This window comes from Paenibacillus xylanilyticus, assembly GCF_009664365.1.
GTDB classification, from domain to species: domain Bacteria; phylum Bacillota; class Bacilli; order Paenibacillales; family Paenibacillaceae; genus Paenibacillus; species Paenibacillus xylanilyticus_A.
In genome coordinates, this window is sequence record NZ_CP044310.1 from 4,881,651 (window position 1) to 4,902,697 (window position 21,047).

Below are 21,047 nucleotides of genomic sequence, written 5' to 3' on the forward strand. Positions count from 1 at the left end.
CAATTCCATACCTTGACAATTGAATAGACCCTAAATAATATATACTATATCAATCGGAATAATGCAATTTAAACCTGAATGAAGGGAGGTTTGCTCGGTTTGAACCTTGCAGTAGGCGGCAAAATGTCACGGCTTGCACAGCATCTGAGTTTCATTTATGGCAAAATGCTGCTTCATCCCTCCTACCGATATGTGCTGTTTATTCTCGGGCTGCCGATCAATCTGATTGTGCTGCTGGTGTGGCAATCCAGACGCCAAAAGGATGGATGGCAAACCACTCAGCGAGCTGTAGAACAGGAGATGCACTCTTCTTCTTACCGGGATAAGCTTCGAACCATAGTAGAAGAACAGCTGAGGCGCAAACATCGCTTCTTCCAGCAGCAGGTGAGCGAAACCGAATTTAAGCGTCAGACGGAGCAGTGGCTGGAGGAAACATATCAGAAAGAGTTGTATGAACGAACGTCACGCAGGCTGCAGGAACATGGAGAACAGCGTCTGACCATGGCCGACACGTTCCGTGCACTGCTGGATAAACCCTGGTTTGTGGCTCTATCTATCATTCCAGGCTGTCTGATGTACGTCATACTATGGATCTATGGCAATCCTTACCTAAAGTACATATTCGAAAGAATACTGATGACTCTGTTCGTCATTCTGGGTGTAGCTACCCTCGTATTTACCATCTTGTATCTGTCTCCATTCAACCCGGCAGCCAACATTCTCGGAGAGACAGCGACACAGGAGCAGATTGCAGCCTTTAATCACGTATACGGTCTGGATCAGCCTTATCTCGTTCAGCTCTGGAACAATATCAAGGGAATCGCGCTGTTTGATCTGGGCAAATCCTTCTCGGGAAATGAGGATGTGACCGCGACCATAGCCAGAAAGTTTCCGATTACACTGACACTCGCAGTCATTTCTCTACTGCTTGCCCTGGTCATCGCACTTCCCATCGGGATCATCTCGGCGATCAAGCCCAATTCGCTGTTTGATTACACATTTATGTTTATCGCTCTGATCGGATTGTCGATTCCGAACTTCTGGCAGGGACTCATCTTCATCCTGAACTTTTCGATTAAAATGCAGTGGCTTCCCGCGACCTTCAATCCTCAGAACTGGCTGTCCATTATCATGCCAACCATTGTTCTGGGAACAGGATTAACGGCTGCAGTAGCCCGGATGACCCGTTCTTCCACTCTGGAGGTTATTCACGAAGATTACGTGATGACGGCTCGTGCCAAAGGACTCAGCGAACGGAGTGTTCTGCTGAAACATGCGGTACGTAATGCATTGATTCCGATCGTGACGGTCGTTGGTTTGCAATTCGGAGGGATGCTTGGCGGAGCGGCCGTAACGGAGAAGGTATTTAATATTAGCGGACTCGGCAGTTACATTGTAGATAAACAGTTTATTCCCGATATTCCGAGTATTATGGGCGGAGTAGTGTATACAGCGATTACCATCTCTATCATTAATGTGATCGTAGATCTGTTGTACGCATTTATCGATCCAAGAGTACGTTCCAAGATGAAACAATATTAAAGCAGGTGCAATATGACAAATTCGGGTTCCTTAACACAAGAAGCGCGTTTCCGGCTTAAGTCTTCATCAGAATACAGTCAGGCCAGCTTTGCGTGGGTTACTTCTCTCCTATTGACGGTATTACTGCTGTTCAACAGTTATGACCTGGGCAGGCAAGAATTCAGACCCTTTCTGCTGACTGCACTTGGTGTCTATCTTTTCTTCACGATCATTCAGAGTATTCTGATACTGCTCATCCGAAAAGACTTGACCAGACACGGACATATCTCAGCATTAACCCGCAGGCTGGCTTGGGTTCAGTTGCTGGCCATCTGCTCTGGCAATATTTTTATCGTCACAGCCGCATTTCATCTGATCAAAAAAGCAAAGCAAGTGGAGTACACCTTCGCAGTCTATATGCTGCTGACACAGCTATTCGTTATAGGCGTATCGGCACTCAATATGTTCAAACCCTATGTAGCGGATACGTTTTTGCCAGCCATGGCCGCCTTGCTATTCATTCTGGTCATTGACCTGGTCGTTTTGACGATTGTAGCCCAGTATACTGCTGCTTCGGTCATCCCGCGCTGGATGGTTGCTGTCAGCATCCTGCTGATCCTTACCTCGGTCACAGGAAACGTATTTGCACTCCTGCTCGGCATTTCCATCATTGGACGCTACCGGAGACAAGGGAAACAGAAATCAAACTTCTGGAACGACCTCTGGGACCGACTGGCTCCTAATGTAACAGCGATGTCCGGCATGTTTTTTATCATCTTTCTATTTTCCATCTCGATCTGCAGTTTCTTCACCTTTGATTACAGCATGGCGGTCGAGAACAACTATTCCGCTCTGCTGCAGCCGCCATCTCTGGCTTATCCACTCGGGACGGATGACTTCGGGCGATGCCTGTTCTCCCGAATCGTATTCGGTGCCCGCATCTCGTTGATCGTAGGCTGCCTGTCGACCATTATTCCTGTAATCATTGGTGGAGTCCTTGGAGCCTTCTCCGGATTCTATGGAAGACACACAGACAATATCATTATGCGGCTGCTCGATGTCCTCTATGCCATTCCGGGCATCCTGCTGGCCATTGCCATCATTGCGGCATTTGGCGCCAATACGGTTAATCTGATTCTGGCCCTCAGTCTGGGATCGATCCCGACTTATGCACGTACCATGAGAGCCAGTGTCCTGTATGTTTCCACCTTTGAATTCGTGGAGGCTGCGCGTGCACTCGGTTATAACAACCGTTCCATCATTTTTAAGCACATCATTCCCAACTCACTTGCACCAATGATCATCAAATCCACGCTTACAATTGGCGGAGCGGTCATTGCGACCAGCAGCCTGAGCTATCTGGGACTGGGTGTCGAACCACATATCCCGGAATGGGGCAACATTCTCAAGCTGGGCAGTACATATCTGGAAACGCACTCGTATCTCGCCATTTATCCGGGGCTGGCTATCATTCTGCTCGTTCTGTCATTCAACTTTCTCGGTGATGGTCTGCGCGACGCACTTGATCCGAAATTGGTAAAGGCTTAATTCAAAACCAATCTTTCCATCAAAATTATCCAGGAGGTAATCCCATGAAAAAACGTTCGTTGATCTCTTTGCTGCTCATTCTCGTCATCGTGATTTCGGGCTGCAGCGTAAAGACCAAGTCTGAATCCCAATCGGAGACGGCCCCAACTTCGCCAGCTGAGAACACTCAGAATCAGGCTCCAGTCGACATTGAGCTGCTCGCCCAAAGTTCTTCCGAAAATGATGTTAATATCATCCGTGATCAGCTGACCAAAAACGGCTTCAATGTAAAGCTGAATCTGCAGCCTGATTACGGCAGCTACAAATCCCAACAGGACGCAGGCAACTATGATATTGCTCTCTCCAGCTGGACAACAGTAACCGGTAACCCGGACTATGCCGTTCGTTCCCTTTTCAAAACCGGTGGTGACTACAGCATTCTGGCGGATGAAGAGATCGATAAACTTATTGACGCCGCAGCTACCCAAACACCCGAAGAATACAAGGATACGTACAAACAATTGGAGGACCGCCTGGTAACGGATCAAGCCTACATCGCTCCGTTGTACATTTCCCTGAAAAGTCAGGCCGTCAATCAGGACATCCTGAATCCCGATACGGTGCGCCTGTCCAAATCCCGTGCCTTGGCTTGGGAACCGATCGAATTCAAAGACAGCTCCAAGAATACGAAAGATCCCCTGATCCTGACTCAAAGTGCATCCGTGCTGACTTCCCTTGATCCGATCAAAGGCAACGACGGCTCCATCAATCAATTGAACACCAACATGTATGTTCGTCTTGTAAACCTGACGGATGATGATCAACTGACAGCCGAAGGATCACTTTCCCACAATTTCAGCATCGCTGAAGGGAATTCCGAGTATTATTTCATACTGAGAGACGATATTAACTTTGCAAAGATTGAAAACAAAAAGGCAGTGGATACCGGGGAGCGCGTTGGTGCCGATGACGTCATCTTCTCTCTGGACCGTGCCAAAGATAAAGACTCTGTTCCGGATCACCGGACATACAGCTTGCACGAGCATATCAAAGAGGCTGAGCTGGTAACCGACCTGAGCACCCTGGAATCCATCCAGCAATCCGGCGGTAACGGAACCATCAAAGACGCTCTCGAGCAAGGACTCGATTCCAAAATCAACGAACTCGTATCAGACAAAACAAAAGCAGATAATAATGCAGGTAAATATCAGGTCGTGAAACTGACCACAACAGAGCCTTTCCCTCAAGTCCTGAATTACCTGGCTCACCAATCCGCGGGGATCGTATCCAAGAAACAGGTGGAGAGTATCAACACCTATGACGTAGCTTCTTTTGACGTAAACAAGGATATTCCTTATGGTGACCAGAACACGGTAACAGAGGGATCTTCGTACAACAACACACTGTATGCAAGCGGACCTTACATTCTGGCTTACAAAAACGACTATGAGGGCGTATTCTATCAAAACCCTGGATACCGCAAAGGATCTGAATATGCTCCGAAAATTTCACAGGTAAACGTGCGCTTCATCGCGGATCCTGACAGTGCGCTATCTGCCCTGCGCAGCAGTGAGATTCATTTGTATTACGGGGTACCAGAAACGAAGTATGACATCATTGAAAGTGACAGCAAGCTGAAGCTGCAGAGCATTCCGAGCAACGGGGTTTCCTATCTGCTGTTTAACACCAAGAATAGAGATGTGGCGAAGAGCAGTGACTTGAGAAAGGCCGTGCTGTACTCCATCAATCAGGATGAGATTCTGCAGTTCTATAAGAACAACAAGCTCAAAGCCTACTCTACGGTAAGCCCGCTCGTTCAGACCGGGAATGAATTGAAGGCTGATCCGGCCAAAGTAAAAGAGTTCTTGAGCAATTACAACGCATCCAAGTAAAAATAAAAGCATACGGCTGCTTACAGAATCATTCCAGGGTTCTGTCGGCAGCCGTTTTCATATCATGCAGATTGCATGCAGGTTAATGGTAAAACTTGATAAAAGAACGTACGTTCGGTATAATGATGTTATCCTGAATGAGCGAGAGGCAGATATGGACGACAAATTTATTAAAGAATTACGCGAGATTAGTCGGGATGATAGACGAAGATCCGAATTCATGATTCAAGGCATGAAAGAAACACTGGAAGAAAGAAAGCAGCAGAACATACTTAAGCGCTGGATTCGGCGCAAGAAAGCCGAGAAGAAAATCTCACAACGATTCAATCCGAATCCCCACTCGGATCAAAAGTAAGACATAAAAAAGGAGGCAACACGTGCCTCCCTTACGTTTACATATGAGCATTGATCTAGTAGTTAGGAATTGTATTTTAATTGGACACTTATTTTGTATAGAACTTAATTTCAGTTGAGAGCTGCTGCATCAAGGCAAAATGGCAAAGGATCTAACCGGGAATCCGGAAGCCTTCTCGGCCTTGGGTACAATGTTGAAGATCACTGCACCTTTTGCTGGCACCTGATCCAGGTTGGTTAACAACTCTACCTGATATGTATCCTGAGCAAGCACGTAATATTCCGCGAGAAGTGCGCCATTCTTCTGATAGTCCACAGCTGAATCGGTATCGAAGGTTTCATGACCAATGGCCTTGATTTTGCGTTCCTCGAACAAAAACATCAAGGCACTAACCGACCAACCGGGTGCATGGCTGTTGCCTTCTGCATCCTTGTTGTCGAACTTTTCATGATTGGGCCAGCGTTTGCTCCAATCTGTACGAAGTGCCACGAAGCTGCCTTCTTCAATGACCCCATGTTCCTTTTCGAATTCAAGAATATGCTCGACATCCAGCGTAAAGTCCGGGTTACTCGCCACGGCAGCAGACTGGTCAATAACCACAAGCGGCAGCACAAGTTCCTTCAGCCCTAGCTGATCCAGATAACGCGTGTCACGCACAAAATGGATCGGTGCATCCAGATGGGTGCCGTATTGGCCGGGGAATTTGAAGCTCTGAGCGAAAAAACCTTGATCGTGATTAAACAACGTATCAAACTGGGCTGCATCAAAAGCAGAGAAGTGCGGTGATTCCGGGCCAAAAGTATGGGTCAGATCAACCCATTTCTTTTCTTTTAGCAGTTGAATGGCTTGGATGAGTTCGTTGGACAATTGGATCACCTCATACGCAGAATGGAATAAATTTCTACTATTATATCTTAAACCTCCACATATGGGAATGCTGCTTCTGCTCCTCCCGCCATCCATGAAACAGCCACCTTCCCAAACGGAAGATGGCCATGATTCAGACTCCTAATTTCAATGTAAAATAACCTTCGTATGCGAGTTGACACCTATTGCGCACGGATGACAAGCTTCCCACGTGTATGATGAGTTTCGCTCTTCTTATGCGCCTCCCGGAGTCCCTTCTCGCTTAAATCATAGGTCTCGTCAATCACAGGTTTGAGTTTCCCTTCCGAGGCAAGCTTCGCCAGTTGGTCGAGCTGATCCCCTTTCGGTTCCATCATGAATACATTCGCCGTTACACCTGCTTCCTTGGCAAGGCTCTGATCCGGCTGCTCCACGAGCGAAACCAGATGTCCGCCGGGCTTCAGCACCTTGAAGCTGTCCCGCTGAATGTCACCACCCATCGTGTCGAGCACGACGTCATACCCGGAGAGAATCTCCGAGAAGTCTTCTTTATTATAATTGATAAAATGATCCACACCCAAGGAACGCAGCAGCTCCTCATTGGACTCACTTGCCGTTGCTGCCACTTCAGCACCAATGTATTTGGCAATCTGTATCGCATACGTTCCCACACCGCCTGCTCCCGCGTGAATCAATACCTTTTGCCCCTTGGCAAGGTGCGCATGATCAACAAGAGCCTGCCAGGCTGTCATGCCCGCAAGCGGTATAGCCGCAGCCTCCTCAAAACTCAGATTGTCCGGAATACGGGATAGGATATCTGCATCTACCGCCACATATTCTGCATAGGTTCCGAAGCTTCGCGGACGGGCAAATACACGGTCACCCTCCCTGAACTGTGTAACATTGGATCCTACCTCTGCCACAATACCCGCAGCATCCCCGCCCAAGATCAAAGGGAATGAGTCAGCCGCTTCTTCCATATGTCCTTGTCTGACTTTGAAGTCGACCGGGTTCACTGAGGTTGCATGAATCTGGATGATCACCTGATTGATTCCACATGTCGGTTTGGGTACTTCCTGTTCCTTCAATTGTTCCGCTCCACCAAACGTGTCAATAACAATAGCTTTCATTACATATCCCTGCCTTCCCATTGGATTATCGCGTGCTCTCCTTCTTCATTACCCTGTGCAGCCATTCACTTGACCTTGAATCATCAATCGCTCGCCGACTCGTTCGATCAAAAACCAGCCATTAAGCATGAAGGATACACGATGAACCGTCCTTCCAGGATCCTGGGCAGAATAACGCTCGGCCCTTCCAACGAGATCACTCAAGTTCAGATCGGCGGCGTCGCCGTGCATATCGAGAATATTCAAATTCATCTTCCTTAAGCAAAAAATATCCCGCGCTGCTCGCCTTCTCACCTACCGTACTTGGAAGCATAGGAAACAAAAAAAAGCGTCACACCCAAGAGATAAAGTCTCTCCCGGTGTGACGCTGCTACCAAAATCCAATCTAACCTGTTTCTTTCCTTCGTAATCGATTTCTAAGACGCTCATATTGCCCATAGAACCACGGCGCTTCCTTCGTCAGGATCGGCCCCAGTACCGCCAGAATCAGCACGTACAGTACAGCAAAGGACTGGATTGAAACCATCAGTCCTCCGGCCTTGCCAATGTTCGCCATAATGATCGAAAACTCTCCTCTGGAAACCAGCGTGAATCCCACTTTGAGTGAAGCCTTGGGCGTCATTCCAGACATTCGGCCTGCAATCATTCCTGCGCCATAATTGCTCGCAATCGTTAAAATGACTGCAATGATCGTCATCCCGACAGCACCCCCAAGGGAGGAGGGTTCAATGGTCAGTCCAAAACTGAAAAAGAATATCGCACCAAAAAAGTCCTTGAACGGCATGACCTGATGCTCAATCCGGTTCGCATGCCTCGATTCACCGAGTACCAGCCCCATCATTAATGCACCGATCGCCTCGGCAACATGCAGCGTCTCCGAGAAACCAGCGACCAGAAAGAGCAATGTCATCACAGTAAGCAGAAACAATTCGGACGACTTGATATTCAGCGCCTTGTCAATATACTTGATGCTCTTCCGGCCAATGATCAGAAACAGCACAATGAACAGCATCGCTGACAAGGATACCAGCAGTACACTAAGGAACGAGGTCGCCCCGCTGAGAACGAGGCCCGTCAGGATCGAGATATGAATGGCAATGAACAGATCGTCAAACATGATCATGCCCATAATAATCTCCGTTTCAGGATTCGCCGTGCGCTTCAGATCAACGAGTACCTTGGCCACAATCGCTGTTGAAGAGCTGGTCATGATGCCGCACACCACCAGTGTTTCTTTTAACGGCAGCTCCATGAACCAGCCCAGCAGCAGACCGGAAGCAAAATTTAGCCCTACATAGAACATGCCTCCGGTCAATATGGCTTTGCCCGATTTCATCAAACGAGAAACCGAAAATTCAAGTCCAAGATAAAATAAAAGAAACAAAATGCCAAGCCTGCCCATAAATTCAATAAATGCCGAGCTTTCGATGAAACGCAAATCCACGATACCAATCTGTGGTGCATGCGGTCCAACCGCCATTCCGATCAGAATATAGAAAGGAATGACTGAAAATCGTAATCGTGCAGATATTAGCCCCGTAAGTGTAATCAGCGCAACAGCAATTCCCACTTCGAATATGAGCATATCCATAGGCTACAACCGTCCATCGGATAATAACCGTTTTAATTGCCTGATCTGATCCCGCTCTCCAGCCACGACAACCGTAGCCCCTGAGGCAAATGTGTAATCAGGACCCGGATTAAACTGTTTCTCCCTGTTCTTCTCCACCACCGCCAGAATGACAGCCCCCGTCGCTTGGCGGATATCCAGTTCCCCAATCGTTCTTCCAATGCTTCGTGAATGAGGTTCGATTCGCAACCATTCGATCAGTAGGCCATCGAGCATAACTTCCCGTTCATCCTGGAATTTGGGCTTATAAGTCATGCCTCCCACGATGGCAGCGACTGCCCGGGCCTCTTCGTCATCCAAGGTTACAAGGGATACCATATCCCCCACCTCTTCAGGCGTGTCTCCGGATTCCATGTGAAACAGATCGCGCCGCTCATCATTATGAACCACGATAATCAAATGCTCTCCGCTACGGGTTTGCAGCCAATACTTGCGTCCAATTCCCGGTAAATCCGTCTCTTTAAAGTGCATGATCTACACCTCCTGAAGATACCGGATTCAAGGTTGGACCACTCCAAGTGATTTCCGTAATACGCACCCTCATGGAACCAGCCGGGATCGTAACGGATCTCGTTTCCCCTTTGCTGCTAAGCAGCAATTGACGTCCTACAGGCGAGAGAAAGGAGATGCGCCCTGCATCTGGATCAGCCTCTTCAGGCATGACAATCGTGAATGCATCCGACGTGTGAAAATCAATGTAATCGAATCGGATCTCGCTCCCAATAAGCACGACGGAATGGAGAAGCTCATCCGGGCCGAGCAGGAGCTTCTGGACATATTCGGTGTAAGCAGACAATAATTTCTCCATCTGTATCCGTTCGGGTTCACGCACGTCAAAATAGGCGTCGAGAAATGTCCTTTTCTCTTCACCCAATGTAATGAGCTGTTTCACCAGTATTTCTCTGCAAGGTTGAAGGTTAGACCTATGGTTCATAATAGATCTCACCTCCTATACAAGCTTTGTTCTCCACATGAATTCGCATGTTGCTGTTCATCATCCTGTTTTCCTCCTTCTGTTAGATAAAAGCCCCGGAAATCGGGGCCTTCTTACCATCTTACCAAAACTAATTTTTTAATCCAGTCTATTCAGCTAACTTCCCGTTCAAAATGGGGAATCGGCTATATTATCCAATTTTAGAATCCAACCTTTACACCGCATGATAGATCCATAGAACATTTTAATAACGTCATAAAAAACATTTTATGGGTTTTCATCTCGTATTTTTATTTTCTTTCCTGTATATTTAACTACAAACTTTTATGCAATTTATGCAAATAGCCAACCACAGACTTTAACACAATAAAGGAGTGCATCGAAAAAGTGTCCACTATTACTCAAGAATCAACTCAAGTCACTGCTGCAGAATATGTTCATTCCGTTTATGAATCGGTTATCGCCAGAAATCCGCAAGAACATGAATTCCATCAGGCTGTAAAAGAGATTCTGGACTCACTCATTCCTGTGATTGAAGCACACCCGAAATACATGAACAACAGCTTGCTGGAACAGCTGGTTGAACCTGAACGTGTCATTACATTCCGCGTACCTTGGGTCGATGATCAAGGCAAGGTTCAAGTGAACCGTGGATTCCGCGTACAGTTCAACAGCGCCATCGGTCCTTACAAAGGCGGACTGCGCTTCCACCCTTCCGTTTATTCCGGAATCGTGAAGTTCCTGGGCTTCGAACAGATTTTCAAAAATGCACTGACTGGACTGCCGATCGGCGGCGGTAAAGGCGGTTCCGACTTCGATCCCAAAGGAAAATCCGATCTGGAAGTGATGCGTTTCACGCAAAGCTTCATGACAGAGCTGTATAAATATATCGGTTCCGATACGGATGTACCTGCAGGCGATATTGGTGTAGGCGCGAGGGAAATCGGTTACATGTTCGGACAATACAAACGCATTAGCGGCGGGCATGATGCAGCGGTATTAACGGGGAAAGGTCTGCTGTATGGCGGAAGCCTTGCACGCAAGGAAGCTACTGGATTCGGTTGTGTGTACTTCGTGAACGAGATGCTGAAATCGAAAGGCTTGAGCTTCCAGGACAGCACAGTGGTTGTTTCCGGTTCAGGCAATGTTTCCATCTACGCCATCCAAAAGGCTCAGGAGCTTGGTGCCAAGGTCGTGGCTTGCAGTGACTCGGGAGGATACATATATGATGCAGAAGGAATTAACCTGGATACCGTAAAACGATTGAAAGAAGTGGATCGTCTGCGAATCAGCGAATACGTCAAAGAGCATCCTCACGCGGTATATACCGAGGGCTGTGCAGGCATCTGGTCCATCCCGTGCGATATCGCGCTGCCTTGCGCAACGCAAAATGAGATTGATGAAAAGTCTGCTGAGCTGCTCGTGCAAGGCGGCGTCAAAGCCATCGGTGAAGGAGCCAACATGCCTTCCACGCTTGCTGCAATCGAGCTTTTCCTGAAAGAGGGTGTTCTGTTCGGCCCGGCGAAAGCAGCCAATGCTGGTGGGGTTGCGGTGTCCGCTCTTGAAATGTCTCAGAACAGCATGCGCCTGTCCTGGTCATTTGAAGAAGTGGACGCGAAGCTGCATGAGATCATGCGGAACATCTACAGCAGCTGTGTAGAGGCAGCGGATCAATATGGCTGTACTGGTAACCTTGTGGCAGGTGCCAACATTGCAGGCTTCCTGAAGGTAGCCGATGCCATGCTCGCTCAAGGCGTAGTCTAAGTTTAAGCAATTAGGCCGTTTCATTCGAAGCGTGTGCACATCATCATTCATCTTAACTTTATTGATGAAGGGCAGTTCTCCCTGAGGAGAGCTGTCCTTTTTTCATCTTTTGAAAGGAAAGGAGCCACGCCAGGCTTCCAAAGGGTGAGACGGTCCATGTGGTTGCTGTCCTCCCCTAACGCAAAAAAGCCGCCAAAATGGCGGCTATTATAGTGCATGTATATTATGAACGAACAGTTTTCAACGCACCGCTCCAGGACAACACTTGGTCCAACATTCCGTTGAGATTGGTCAAGTGCAGATCAGCCGGTTTGAAGGTTCCGTTATCGAAGTCGGTGAATAAAGAAAGCGCCGGGTGAACACGAACATCCGCAACCGACAGTTCTCCGAGAATACCGCGCAGGTGTTCTGCCGCACGTGCACCGCCTACCGAGCCATAGCTAACAATTCCTGCAGCTTTATCGTTCCAGGCTTCACGAGCATAATCCAGTGCATTTTTCAGTGATGCAGAGATGCTGTGGTTATATTCCTGTACGATAAATACGAATCCATCGAGGCTCGCCAGCTTGGTGTTCCAGGCTGTAGCCTGTTCGGTTGCATCAGCTTCGCCCAAAAGCGGCAGCTTATAATCGGCAATATCCACGATTTCATAGTTGGCATCACCGCGTGAATCAGCGATCTTTTTCACCCATTCTCCTACTTGCGGACTCAACCGACCTTCACGTGTACTCCCAAGAATAATCCCAATATTTAATTTCGACATCTTTGTTTCCTCCTCTTGTGTGTTGTTGTTAGTTTTACCGAATAACTTATCCATAAATCCCATATCTACACCATCCTGCATCCGTTTATTGTTTGGCTTGTTATTGATGATAAGTTATATAATTAAAATAGTCAAGTAACTTACATAAAGTTTGCAAATGTTTTTTTATCTCTACTTATCATATCAATGTTGATTCCTATTTATTCTGCAATTCTGCCCTCTATATGAAACCTATAGGAATTGATCATATTTCAGTGTAATGGTAAAGTGATATCAATACTGATTATCCAGTTTTTTCATTTATTAAAGGAAGTGTACACATTGTCTAATCTATCCCACGGCAGTACGATGAGCCCACATTTATACACGGACTGTTCGCAATGTTTCGGGCTCTGCTGCGTTGCCTTGCCTTATGGCAAGTCATCCGACTTTGCTTTTGACAAAGCCAGCGGTACCCCTTGCTCCAACCTGCGCTCAGACAATCGCTGCGGCATCCATACACAGCTACGGCAAAAGGGCTTCAAGGGCTGTACCGTCTATGACTGCTTTGGTGCAGGCCAGAAGCTGTCCCAAGTAACCTATGCGGGCAGAGATTGGCGGGATCATCCGGAATCCGCTGCCGAGATGTTCGACTGCCTGCCTGTCATGAGACAGCTGCATGAACTGCTCAGTTATATGAACGAAATGCTCTTACGACCAGAAACCGCCTCTCTTCACGATGCCATTCACAGCGTATACCAAGAGACGGAACGCCTAACTAATCTGGAGCCTTCCGCGATTCTGCGTCTGGATATTCCTTCTCAGCGGGCGGTCGTGAACGAGCTTCTGCTGCAGGGGAGTGAACTGGTACGTGCGCATGCGCCATCCAGCAGCCATGAACAAAGGAAGTCCAAACGCAACAAATTGAAAGGAAGGGACTTCCTGGGCGCCAATCTAAGAGGAGCTGACCTCCGGGGCGTAAGCTTCCGGGGCGCCTTAATGATTGCTTGTGACCTGCGCAATGCCGACTTAAGACATGCTGATCTGATCGGCGCCGACTTGCGTGATGCGGATCTGGGCGGAGCCGATCTGACCGGGAGCATTTTTCTGACACAATCCCAGCTGAATGCAGCCAAAGGCAATTCCCGTACCAGACTGCCAGCTCATCTCAACTTGCCTGAGCACTGGTTGTAACGACGTAACGATACCCTGCTGCGTCATAGTCGCTACAATAGAAACAGCCCGTCCCTCATTAATGAAGGACGGGCTGTTTCAATTATTGCAAATGAATGAATCATTTTATTTTATTTCGAACATTACAGAAGATCGCGACGAAGTTCCTCAGCGGATTTCGGAGAGAGGTGACCCAGTGGAATATCAAATACGGTTTTGGCACCTTTATGTCCTTCCAAGCTCAAACGCTGTGCAGCACGTGCATAAGCGACCAGTACACTAGCAGTGAATTCAGGGTTGCTATCGAGCTTCAGACCAAACTCCACAATTTGCTTTTGGCCTGTACCGGTAACCCCACTACGAATAACAAATCCACCGTGCGGCATACCTTCATGTTCCGATTTAAGTTGCTCTTCCGTAATGAACGTGACCGTTGTATCGTAATCTGCAAAATAGTTCGGCATGGATACAATGGTTTCACGAATTTCATCCTGGTTAGCACCTTCTTCAGCCACAACATAACATTGACGCAGATGTTTCTCGCGTGTGGACAATTCAGGTGTCTCTCCTGCACGAATTCGGTTGATCACTTCTTCAACAGGTACAGTGTACTGAACACCAGCTTTAACCCCCGGAACACGGCGGATTGCATCGGAGTGACCTTGGCTGACCCCTTTGCCCCAGAACGTATACTCCTTACCTTCTGGCAGGATGGATTGAGCCAGCAGACGGTTCATGGAGAACAAGCCTGGGTCCCAGCCGGTAGAGATCACGCTTACGTGACCGCCTTGTTCTGCCGCAGCATGAACTTCTGCATAGAATTCAGGAATTTTGGCATGTGTATCGAAGCTGTCCACGGTGTTGAACAACTTGGCAATGGCAGGTGTCTGCTCTGGAAGATCCGTTGCCGAACCGCCGCACAGAATCATGACATCGATTTTACCTATGTACTGCTCAGCAGCAGAGATATGTTCAAAACGTACTTCTGTACCTTCTGCAACCATCTGCTCAGGGTTACGCCGTGTAAATACGGCAACAAGTTCCAAGTCCGGGTTTTGCGCAATAGCTTTCTCTACACCTTTACCCAGATTTCCGTAACCTACGATACCAACTTTAATCATGTTCAATCCTCTCCTGTCTTCTTCTATAGTTGTCTACTACTCTAGTATAAACATATAACATACCATGTAACTTGTTAGGTTTCCAGTCGAAATCAAAAATACTTTACACGAATGCAGCATCAGGCTGCTTTCATGCAAAGTATTAGCCATTCATTGCTATTATGGACCTAGAAAAATAATCGAAACACATGAATGATGTAATCCGACTGTTCGGTAAAATGTGCTACAGATGCTGCATCTGCTCTGGTTGTGAAGCACAAGAAAGATAGGGTTAGAATCAAGAGAGAGAGTACACTGCTTGCCAGGAGCAAGGATGCGAACTTGGTGACGACCCTTAATTTCCCCATCCATTCTGCCTCCTGTTCGCTGTTTGTTTCGGATATAATATGTTTCATTGGTGACCTATGGATTCAGCCATGTCCAAAATGGCCCCCGCAACGGCATCCGGTTGACTATTATGGATGTAATGTTTGGCGTGAGGAACAATCTGCTGTCTCCCCTGTACGGACCATGAGGCAAACTTGGCTTGATCTGCTTGCCATCCCCGGCTTCCCTCACTTGCTTGATCTGAGCCGGCCGTAAGAATGGTTAGAGGAAAGGGAAATTGCTGTTTGTTCTCCAGCACATGGGCTGCATTCATCTTGGAACGACGAAGCTCATCCATCACGTTCTCGTTGTAAGCATGCTTCAGTGTCGAACTGGTAGCAGCCTTTTTCATCGGTTCCGCCACCAGGTCCGGGTCAATAACCAGCGTTGCCATCATCCGATCCGAATGCAGCAATGTTCGTGCAATGCCTGTTTTCACCAGAAACCTGGCTGAATCGAAATACCAGTCTGGCGTCTCCACCTCCACCGTGCTGTAGTATTCAGGACTGCCCCCATCGATCATAACGATACCTGCCACTTCATCCGGATACATTTGTGCATATCGAATAGTCTCTAGGGATCCCAGGGAGTGACCCACCATGATGTACGGTGGTCGCTGACCGGATTTGCGCAGCAGTTGATGAACTTCATCTACAACGGTATCGATGTCACGCGGCTGCTCTGTATAGTCGCTGTATCCATATCCGAATCGGTCATACACGGCAATTTTCACATGGGATTTCAGCTTGTCATAGAGCGGACTGAAATCCACGTAGGGATTCGGTGTTCCCCAGCCTGATGCAAGAACAACGGTCACCGATCCCTTTCCCGCCGAGTAGAGGTGCATATTACGTGCACTTACCTCATACAGCCTGCCAGGCGGGGTATATGACTTCATATCCTGAGCTGACTGATAAGCTTCGTAAACCGTACCTGTAAGCAGCAGCAGACCTGTCGTCAGCATCAGGCCTCCTAATACTTTCACCACTCTCCGTAAACCCTTGTTCATCGCTTCTCTACCCCTTACACCCTAATCTCTTCTTCGTCTATGCCTTGCATAACGCTCTTATATGTATTCTCTAATCCTACCCAAGATCCGTTGTAACCGGAACAATCCGGGGTCCAGTTCTTCCCCCAACCAAAGTCCAGTTCATAACTTACCCTGCGGGCTGAGAAGGAACTGTCCAGCAGTATACTTAGCGGGGATAGACAGCCCAATTCACACCAAAAAACCGCAAATTTCCAATAAATGATCGGAAACCTGCGGTTCTCACCTTATTCTAATATTCAGCCTTCTCTGCACCTGCTACAGTTGCAGCGTCAGTCCGACTGGACAGTGGTCACTGCCCATCACATGACAGTCGATGTTTGCATCTTCAACCCGTGGTGCCAGTTGATTGGACACGAGAAAATAATCAATACGCCAGCCCACATTCCGCTCCCGTACCTTCGGCATATAAGACCACCAGCTATATACGTCCGTGCGATCTGGATACAGATGCCGGAAGCTGTCCACATATCCCGCCGCCAGCAGTTCGGTCATTTTCCCCCGCTCTTCCAGCGTAAATCCGGAGTTGCCCATATTGGGCTTCGGATTCTTCAGGTCAATCTCCTGATGAGCCACATTCAGGTCACCACAGACAATGACCGGCTTGGTCTGCTCCAGCTGCAGAATATATTTCAGGAATCGATCCTCCCACTCTAGTCGATAGGGAAGACGGGTCAGATCACGCTTCGCATTGGGAGTGTACACATTCACCAGGTAAAAGCGGTCAAACTCCAGCGTAATCATCCGGCCTTCCGGTTCACTGTCTTCCTCCATCCCGTAGCGGACGGATAACGGCTTGATCCGGGTAAATACAGCGGTACCGGAATACCCCTTTTTGATGGCATAGTTCCAGTATTGGTACACATCTTCCCCGAGGTCCATCTCAATCTGCCCTGCCTGAAGTTTGGTCTCCTGCACACAGAAAATATCGGCCTGGCTTTCCTTATAATAATCCATGAATCCTTTGGTAACACATGCCCTTAATCCATTCACATTCCAGGACACCAGCTTCATATCCTCATCTCCTCACATCTCCCCAATATAGCATGGGCGAATTCATAAGGACAAGGCTATCTGCCTGGAAATGGGACGAGAGCTGATCAGAGCCAGTTCAGGCTAGGTAAACAGCCACTCAAGCGCTTCGGGAAAATGTTTGGCAAAGAACAGCATATCATGTGTTCCGCCCTCTTCCTCCACGTAGTTCAACCGATCAGCCGGGTATCCCTTTGCCAAAATCGCCCTGACCGCGGCACGCGTATAGTCCAGCATATGGGCCTGTATATTTTGTTTGTAGATCCCCTCCAGGCTGCCCACATACATATACAGCTTCAGCTCACTTCGATCAGACCAGGATTGCCCGGTCATGTAATCCAAAAAGCCTTCGTACCACATCGATGCAGACAACGCCCCGACTTTGCCAAATACGTGCGGGAATTCGGCGGCTGCATACAGGGAAATTAAGCCCCCAAGTGAACAACCCATGATTCCCGTATTTGCTCGATCTGACAATGTGCGATAGTTCGAATCCACGTGCGGTTTCAACTGCTTGATGATCGTATGCAGATAAGCTCTGCCATGTCCGCCAAAAGACGAAAACGAAGCCGTAAGGGCAGGCAATGGCCAAGGCGTATAATCATCGTTCCGATTATGGGGCTCAATGCCAACCAAAATCACTTCAGGCAGCCTTCCCGTTCGGTAATAATGATCCAAAAGATTGCTGCAGGCCTTGGCTACTGCTCCCCCATCCTGAATATAAACGACAGGATAATGACCTCCATCAGCGTAGGAGGGTGGGAGAAGAAGATGAAGCGTCCAGCCGCCTACTGTCTCATGTATCCATTTACTCATGCTAGGATTCCTCTCCTCCAATGCGAATCCGGCCAATCACATCCGGTTTTTGAGCAGCAAAAATATAAAATACGGTACTCCGATAATGGAGATCACAATGCCTACAGGCAGCTCTGCCGGGGCAAATACGGTTTTGCCAATCAGATCACCCACGACGACCATGGCCATACCCACCAGCCCGGATACCGGAATGACCCGCTTATAATGAAGACCTACCAGTCTTCTGGCTATGTGAGGAGCGATGAGTCCAACAAATCCAATACTTCCGGATACAGCAACACAGGCGCTGACCAGTCCAACACTGCCGAGCAGCAGCAGTTTTCTCTCCCGGTGCACATCCACGCCGAGCCCCTGACTGCTGGCCTCCTGCAGCTGCATCACGTCAAGTACACGTGATTTCAGCCAAAGCAGTGGAATAAGCAGCACCAGCCAGGGTATCATGGCCGCAATAAAGCGCCAGTTGGCATTATAGATACTGCCCGTCAACCAGACGGTGGCCATCTCAAAGTCCCCAGGGTTCATCTTCAGGGAAAGATAGAGAGTAATCGCACTGAAGCCCGAACCGATCGCAATACCGACCAGTATCAACCGCTGCGAATCCAGCTGCCCCTGCTCCTGGGCAAACCACAGAATAAGAGTGACCGCCACTAAGCCTCCGATCAGCCCAAACAGCGGCATGGCCATAATGGACAACCAGCCGGTCCCCGATATGGAACCCTGGAACAGCAGCATAAACAGCACCATGGCCGTTCCCGCTCCTGCGTTGATTCCAAGCATGCCTGGATCAGCCAGCGGATTGCGGGCAATCCCCTGAATAACCGCCCCTGCAATGCCAAGTCCCAGCCCAAGCAGCAGAGCAATGACGATCCGCGGCAGCCTGAAATCAAAAATAACCAGATCATGTTCATGCACGGGGTCCAGCCTCAATAAGGTTTTGACTACCTCCATGACCGAGATATCGAACGTACCGTTCGTCAGACTGATGTACACAGCTGTTGCGATAATAGCCGCACATACGAATATAACGGTCCATAGTCTTCCCCGCTTCCGTTCAGGCATGTTTTCCCCCTCCTTTGGTCTTGATCAGATAGAGGAAAAATGGCACGCCAAACAATGCGGTGACAACCCCAATTGGTGTTTCAAATGGTGAATTAATGAAGCGGCTCAGAATGTCGCACCACGCAAGGAATATGCCGCCCAGAATGGCGGAACAAGGAACAACCCAGCGATAATCCACACCGAAGAAAAAACGTGTGATGTGCGGTATCAAAAAACCGACAAATGCGATCTTCCCCGCCAGTGCCACGGATATGCCCGTTAAAATAACAACACTCAAAATGGATAACGCCTTGACCCATGCGGTCCGTTGTCCCAGGCTTGTTGCAACGTCATCTCCCATGGACAGAATGGTAACGGACTTCGAAAGGATCAGCGCCAATGCCAAGCCCACCACAGCAAAGGGAACAATCAGCTTGATCATGGTTGGATCCATCTGATGCAGTCTGGCGTTATACCAGAAGCTGATGGTCTGGGAGACCTGATAGTAGGTTGCTACTGCCTGCGACACACCACCCAGAAACGTGCCAATAATCGTGCCCAGGATAGCAAGTCGCACCGGGGACATTCCGCCGGGCAGCAGCCAGGCAATGAAAAATACGAGCCCTGCTCCCAGAGCAGATCCCGCCAGGGAATAAAAAATAAGCCCAAGGGAAGACGTATCCGGCATAAATACCATGCATAACGTGATTACAACGACGGACCCGTCGGATACCCCCATAATGGAAGGGGATGCAAGATAGTTTCTTGTCATCCCCTGCATCAGAGCCCCGGATACGGCCAAAAAAGCGCCGATCAGCAGCGCACCGATCACGCGTGGAAGCCGTGAAGACATAATGATCTGATGATCGATGCTGTTCGTGTCAAATTCCAAGATACTTGCAAAGACCGTGGAAACATCAATATTTTTGGCTCCATACAGAATGGATGCCAGAATGGTGGCTGTGATAATCAGGGGTGCTGCTGCGAACAGCACCGCCGGATTCAATCTTCTTTTTTGCATGGATTATACACGCCTTGCTCTAATTATTTGGTTAGCTGCTCCACAGCGGCCTCCAGGAAATGAATTCGGCTCCACGCCGGGCCTCCTTCGGCAAGCGGATCAATTACGTTGACATACGCCTGATTATTTTGCAGGGCTGCCGTTTTCTGCAGAATCGGGTTATTCTTCAGATCTTCAAGCGCATTCGGCGTGTCTGCATTCTCTGTAGCTTCGAATTGAATAAACACCACATCCGGATTCATCTCGGCAAATTTCTCCACAGAGATCGCTTCCTGTGCTTTGGCTGCCTGAATCTCGGCAGGGACCTGGAATCCAAGGTCATTGTACAGAATCGGGTTCACGAAGACCGACTCGGGATATACATACATCTGTCCATTACGGATTCGAACCGCCACGACCTTTTTGTTCTGCAGGGTGTCACCGAGCTCTGCCTGAGCCGTTGTGAGGGCTGCTCTGTATTGTTCAATCTCCTGTTTGGCCAGATCCTGCTTGCCTGTCAACTCAGCGAGCAGATTCAGATTCGCTTCCCAGTTCGTGGAAATGTGAGATACCTGAATGAACGGGGCAATCTTGCCGAGCTGCTCAGCCACTTCAGGCTTGAATTTGGTGGTACCCAGAATAATATCCGGTTTCAGTGACAATATAGTTTCAAAGTTTGGCTCAATCTTCTGTCCAATGGACTCTGCTTGATCAGTAATCGAGGTATACATCTCCGGGAACTCCCCGCCAAAGGTAATTGCACCTATAGGGTGTACATCCAGTACCAGTGCATCCTCCATCGCTTCCATCGAACCGGTAATTACGATTCGTTGAACATCTGCCGGAACCGTGTATTCCTGATCGAGATATTGAATGGTTCGTGTTCCTTTTGCTGCTTGGCTCGTGTCCGTTTCACTGCTCGCTCCTGCACTTTCAGCTTGCGCTGAATTTTCCGTTCCTCCTTCTGTATCTTCCTGATTACCGCATGCCGCCAGAACAGTCAGCATACAGATCAATGCCAGCAACAACCCCAGTTTTTTCTTCATCTCTGGTGATCCCCCTTCAATAGTTCCATTCTCTAATTGAGAATAATAATCATTATTGAATGATAA

General features: G+C 48.4%; 21 protein-coding genes. 6 read left to right on the forward strand and 15 right to left on the reverse strand.

Features of this window, described 5'->3' with window-relative positions; translation table 11 throughout:
• Positions 1-123: 123 nt before the first annotated feature.
• The 4 genes from F4V51_RS21695 to F4V51_RS21710 all read left to right on the forward strand — a co-directional run bounded on the left by F4V51_RS21695 (position 124) and on the right by F4V51_RS21710 (position 5,295).
• On the forward strand, positions 124-1,542 hold the full coding sequence (locus F4V51_RS21695; protein ID WP_236146834.1) for an ABC transporter permease: 1,419 nt from the start codon (positions 124-126) through the stop codon (positions 1,540-1,542).
• A 12-nt stretch (positions 1,543-1,554) separates the two neighbouring features.
• On the forward strand, positions 1,555-3,069 hold the full coding sequence (locus F4V51_RS21700) for an ABC transporter permease (protein WP_153979587.1): 1,515 nt from the start codon (positions 1,555-1,557) through the stop codon (positions 3,067-3,069).
• A gap of 44 nt (positions 3,070-3,113) precedes the next feature.
• The gene (locus F4V51_RS21705; protein WP_153979588.1) at positions 3,114-4,940 is read left to right on the forward strand and encodes an ABC transporter substrate-binding protein; all 1,827 of its coding nucleotides are present in this window, start codon (positions 3,114-3,116) and stop codon (positions 4,938-4,940) included.
• Between the two features lie 154 nt (positions 4,941-5,094).
• Entirely contained in the window at positions 5,095-5,295 is a 201-nt protein-coding gene (locus F4V51_RS21710) for a hypothetical protein (protein ID WP_095290136.1), read from the forward strand.
• A gap of 129 nt (positions 5,296-5,424) precedes the next feature.
• Here the strand turns inward: F4V51_RS21710 and F4V51_RS21715 are convergent, their stop codons facing one another.
• The 6 genes from F4V51_RS21715 to F4V51_RS21740 all read right to left on the reverse strand — a co-directional run bounded on the left by F4V51_RS21715 (position 5,425) and on the right by F4V51_RS21740 (position 9,835).
• Entirely contained in the window at positions 5,425-6,162 is a 738-nt protein-coding gene (locus tag F4V51_RS21715; RefSeq protein WP_153979589.1) for a cyclase family protein, read from the reverse strand.
• A gap of 182 nt (positions 6,163-6,344) precedes the next feature.
• On the reverse strand, positions 6,345-7,271 hold the full coding sequence (locus F4V51_RS21720) for an NADP-dependent oxidoreductase (RefSeq protein WP_162009966.1): 927 nt from the start codon (positions 7,269-7,271) through the stop codon (positions 6,345-6,347).
• 48 nt (positions 7,272-7,319) lie between these two features.
• Positions 7,320-7,517 carry a hypothetical protein gene (locus tag F4V51_RS28760; protein WP_162009967.1) on the reverse strand — a complete coding sequence of 66 codons (198 nt, stop codon included), beginning with the start codon at positions 7,515-7,517 and terminating at the stop codon, positions 7,320-7,322.
• Positions 7,518-7,656: 139 nt separating this feature from the next.
• The gene (locus F4V51_RS21730; protein ID WP_153979591.1) at positions 7,657-8,862 is read right to left on the reverse strand and encodes a cation:proton antiporter; all 1,206 of its coding nucleotides are present in this window, start codon (positions 8,860-8,862) and stop codon (positions 7,657-7,659) included.
• Positions 8,863-8,865: 3 nt separating this feature from the next.
• Positions 8,866-9,372 carry a cation:proton antiporter regulatory subunit gene (locus tag F4V51_RS21735; RefSeq protein ID WP_416226487.1) on the reverse strand — a complete coding sequence of 169 codons (507 nt, stop codon included), beginning with the start codon at positions 9,370-9,372 and terminating at the stop codon, positions 8,866-8,868.
• Positions 9,362-9,835: a GreA/GreB family elongation factor gene (locus F4V51_RS21740; RefSeq protein WP_153979593.1), complete on the reverse strand. Its 474-nt coding sequence runs from the start codon at positions 9,833-9,835 to the stop codon at positions 9,362-9,364. Before F4V51_RS21740 ends, F4V51_RS21735 begins: the two co-directional genes overlap by 11 nt.
• A 387-nt stretch (positions 9,836-10,222) precedes the next feature.
• On the opposite strand from F4V51_RS21740, the gene gdhA reads away from it, so the two are divergent.
• Entirely contained in the window at positions 10,223-11,599 is a 1,377-nt protein-coding gene (gene gdhA / locus F4V51_RS21745) for an NADP-specific glutamate dehydrogenase (RefSeq protein ID WP_153979594.1), read from the forward strand.
• 223 nt (positions 11,600-11,822) lie between these two features.
• Here gdhA and F4V51_RS21750 read toward each other — a convergent pair whose 3' ends face one another.
• Positions 11,823-12,362, reverse strand: coding sequence for an NADPH-dependent FMN reductase (locus F4V51_RS21750; protein ID WP_153979595.1), 540 nt, complete (start codon positions 12,360-12,362; stop codon positions 11,823-11,825).
• 348 nt (positions 12,363-12,710) lie between these two features.
• Between F4V51_RS21750 and F4V51_RS21755 the strand changes: the two genes are divergently transcribed.
• Entirely contained in the window at positions 12,711-13,535 is an 825-nt protein-coding gene (locus F4V51_RS21755) for a pentapeptide repeat-containing protein (protein ID WP_153980808.1), read from the forward strand.
• A 122-nt stretch (positions 13,536-13,657) separates the two neighbouring features.
• On the opposite strand, the gene F4V51_RS21760 is transcribed toward F4V51_RS21755, so the two are convergent.
• The 8 genes from F4V51_RS21760 to F4V51_RS21795 form a co-directional block, all read right to left on the reverse strand.
• On the reverse strand, positions 13,658-14,635 hold the full coding sequence (locus F4V51_RS21760; protein WP_193725056.1) for a diaminopimelate dehydrogenase: 978 nt from the start codon (positions 14,633-14,635) through the stop codon (positions 13,658-13,660).
• A 167-nt stretch (positions 14,636-14,802) separates the two neighbouring features.
• Entirely contained in the window at positions 14,803-14,982 is a 180-nt protein-coding gene (locus F4V51_RS21765) for a hypothetical protein (RefSeq protein WP_153979597.1), read from the reverse strand.
• Positions 14,983-15,026: 44 nt separating this feature from the next.
• A complete protein-coding gene (locus F4V51_RS21770; protein ID WP_153979598.1) occupies positions 15,027-16,010 on the reverse strand; it encodes an alpha/beta fold hydrolase in 984 nt (327 codons plus the stop codon).
• Positions 16,011-16,307: 297 nt separating this feature from the next.
• Positions 16,308-17,063 carry an exodeoxyribonuclease III gene (locus F4V51_RS21775; RefSeq protein ID WP_110821873.1) on the reverse strand — a complete coding sequence of 252 codons (756 nt, stop codon included), beginning with the start codon at positions 17,061-17,063 and terminating at the stop codon, positions 16,308-16,310.
• 102 nt (positions 17,064-17,165) lie between these two features.
• Entirely contained in the window at positions 17,166-17,897 is a 732-nt protein-coding gene (locus tag F4V51_RS21780) for an alpha/beta hydrolase (RefSeq protein WP_153979599.1), read from the reverse strand.
• 36 nt (positions 17,898-17,933) lie between these two features.
• Entirely contained in the window at positions 17,934-18,956 is a 1,023-nt protein-coding gene (locus tag F4V51_RS21785; protein WP_153979600.1) for a FecCD family ABC transporter permease, read from the reverse strand.
• Positions 18,949-19,956 (reverse strand): FecCD family ABC transporter permease, encoded by a 1,008-nt coding sequence (locus F4V51_RS21790; protein WP_153979601.1) that lies wholly within the window; start codon positions 19,954-19,956, stop codon positions 18,949-18,951. Before F4V51_RS21790 ends, F4V51_RS21785 begins: the two co-directional genes overlap by 8 nt.
• A gap of 23 nt (positions 19,957-19,979) precedes the next feature.
• Positions 19,980-20,981, reverse strand: a complete 1,002-nt coding sequence (locus F4V51_RS21795) for an ABC transporter substrate-binding protein (protein ID WP_153979602.1) — start codon at positions 20,979-20,981, stop codon at positions 19,980-19,982.
• Between the last annotated feature and the right edge of the window lie 66 nt (positions 20,982-21,047).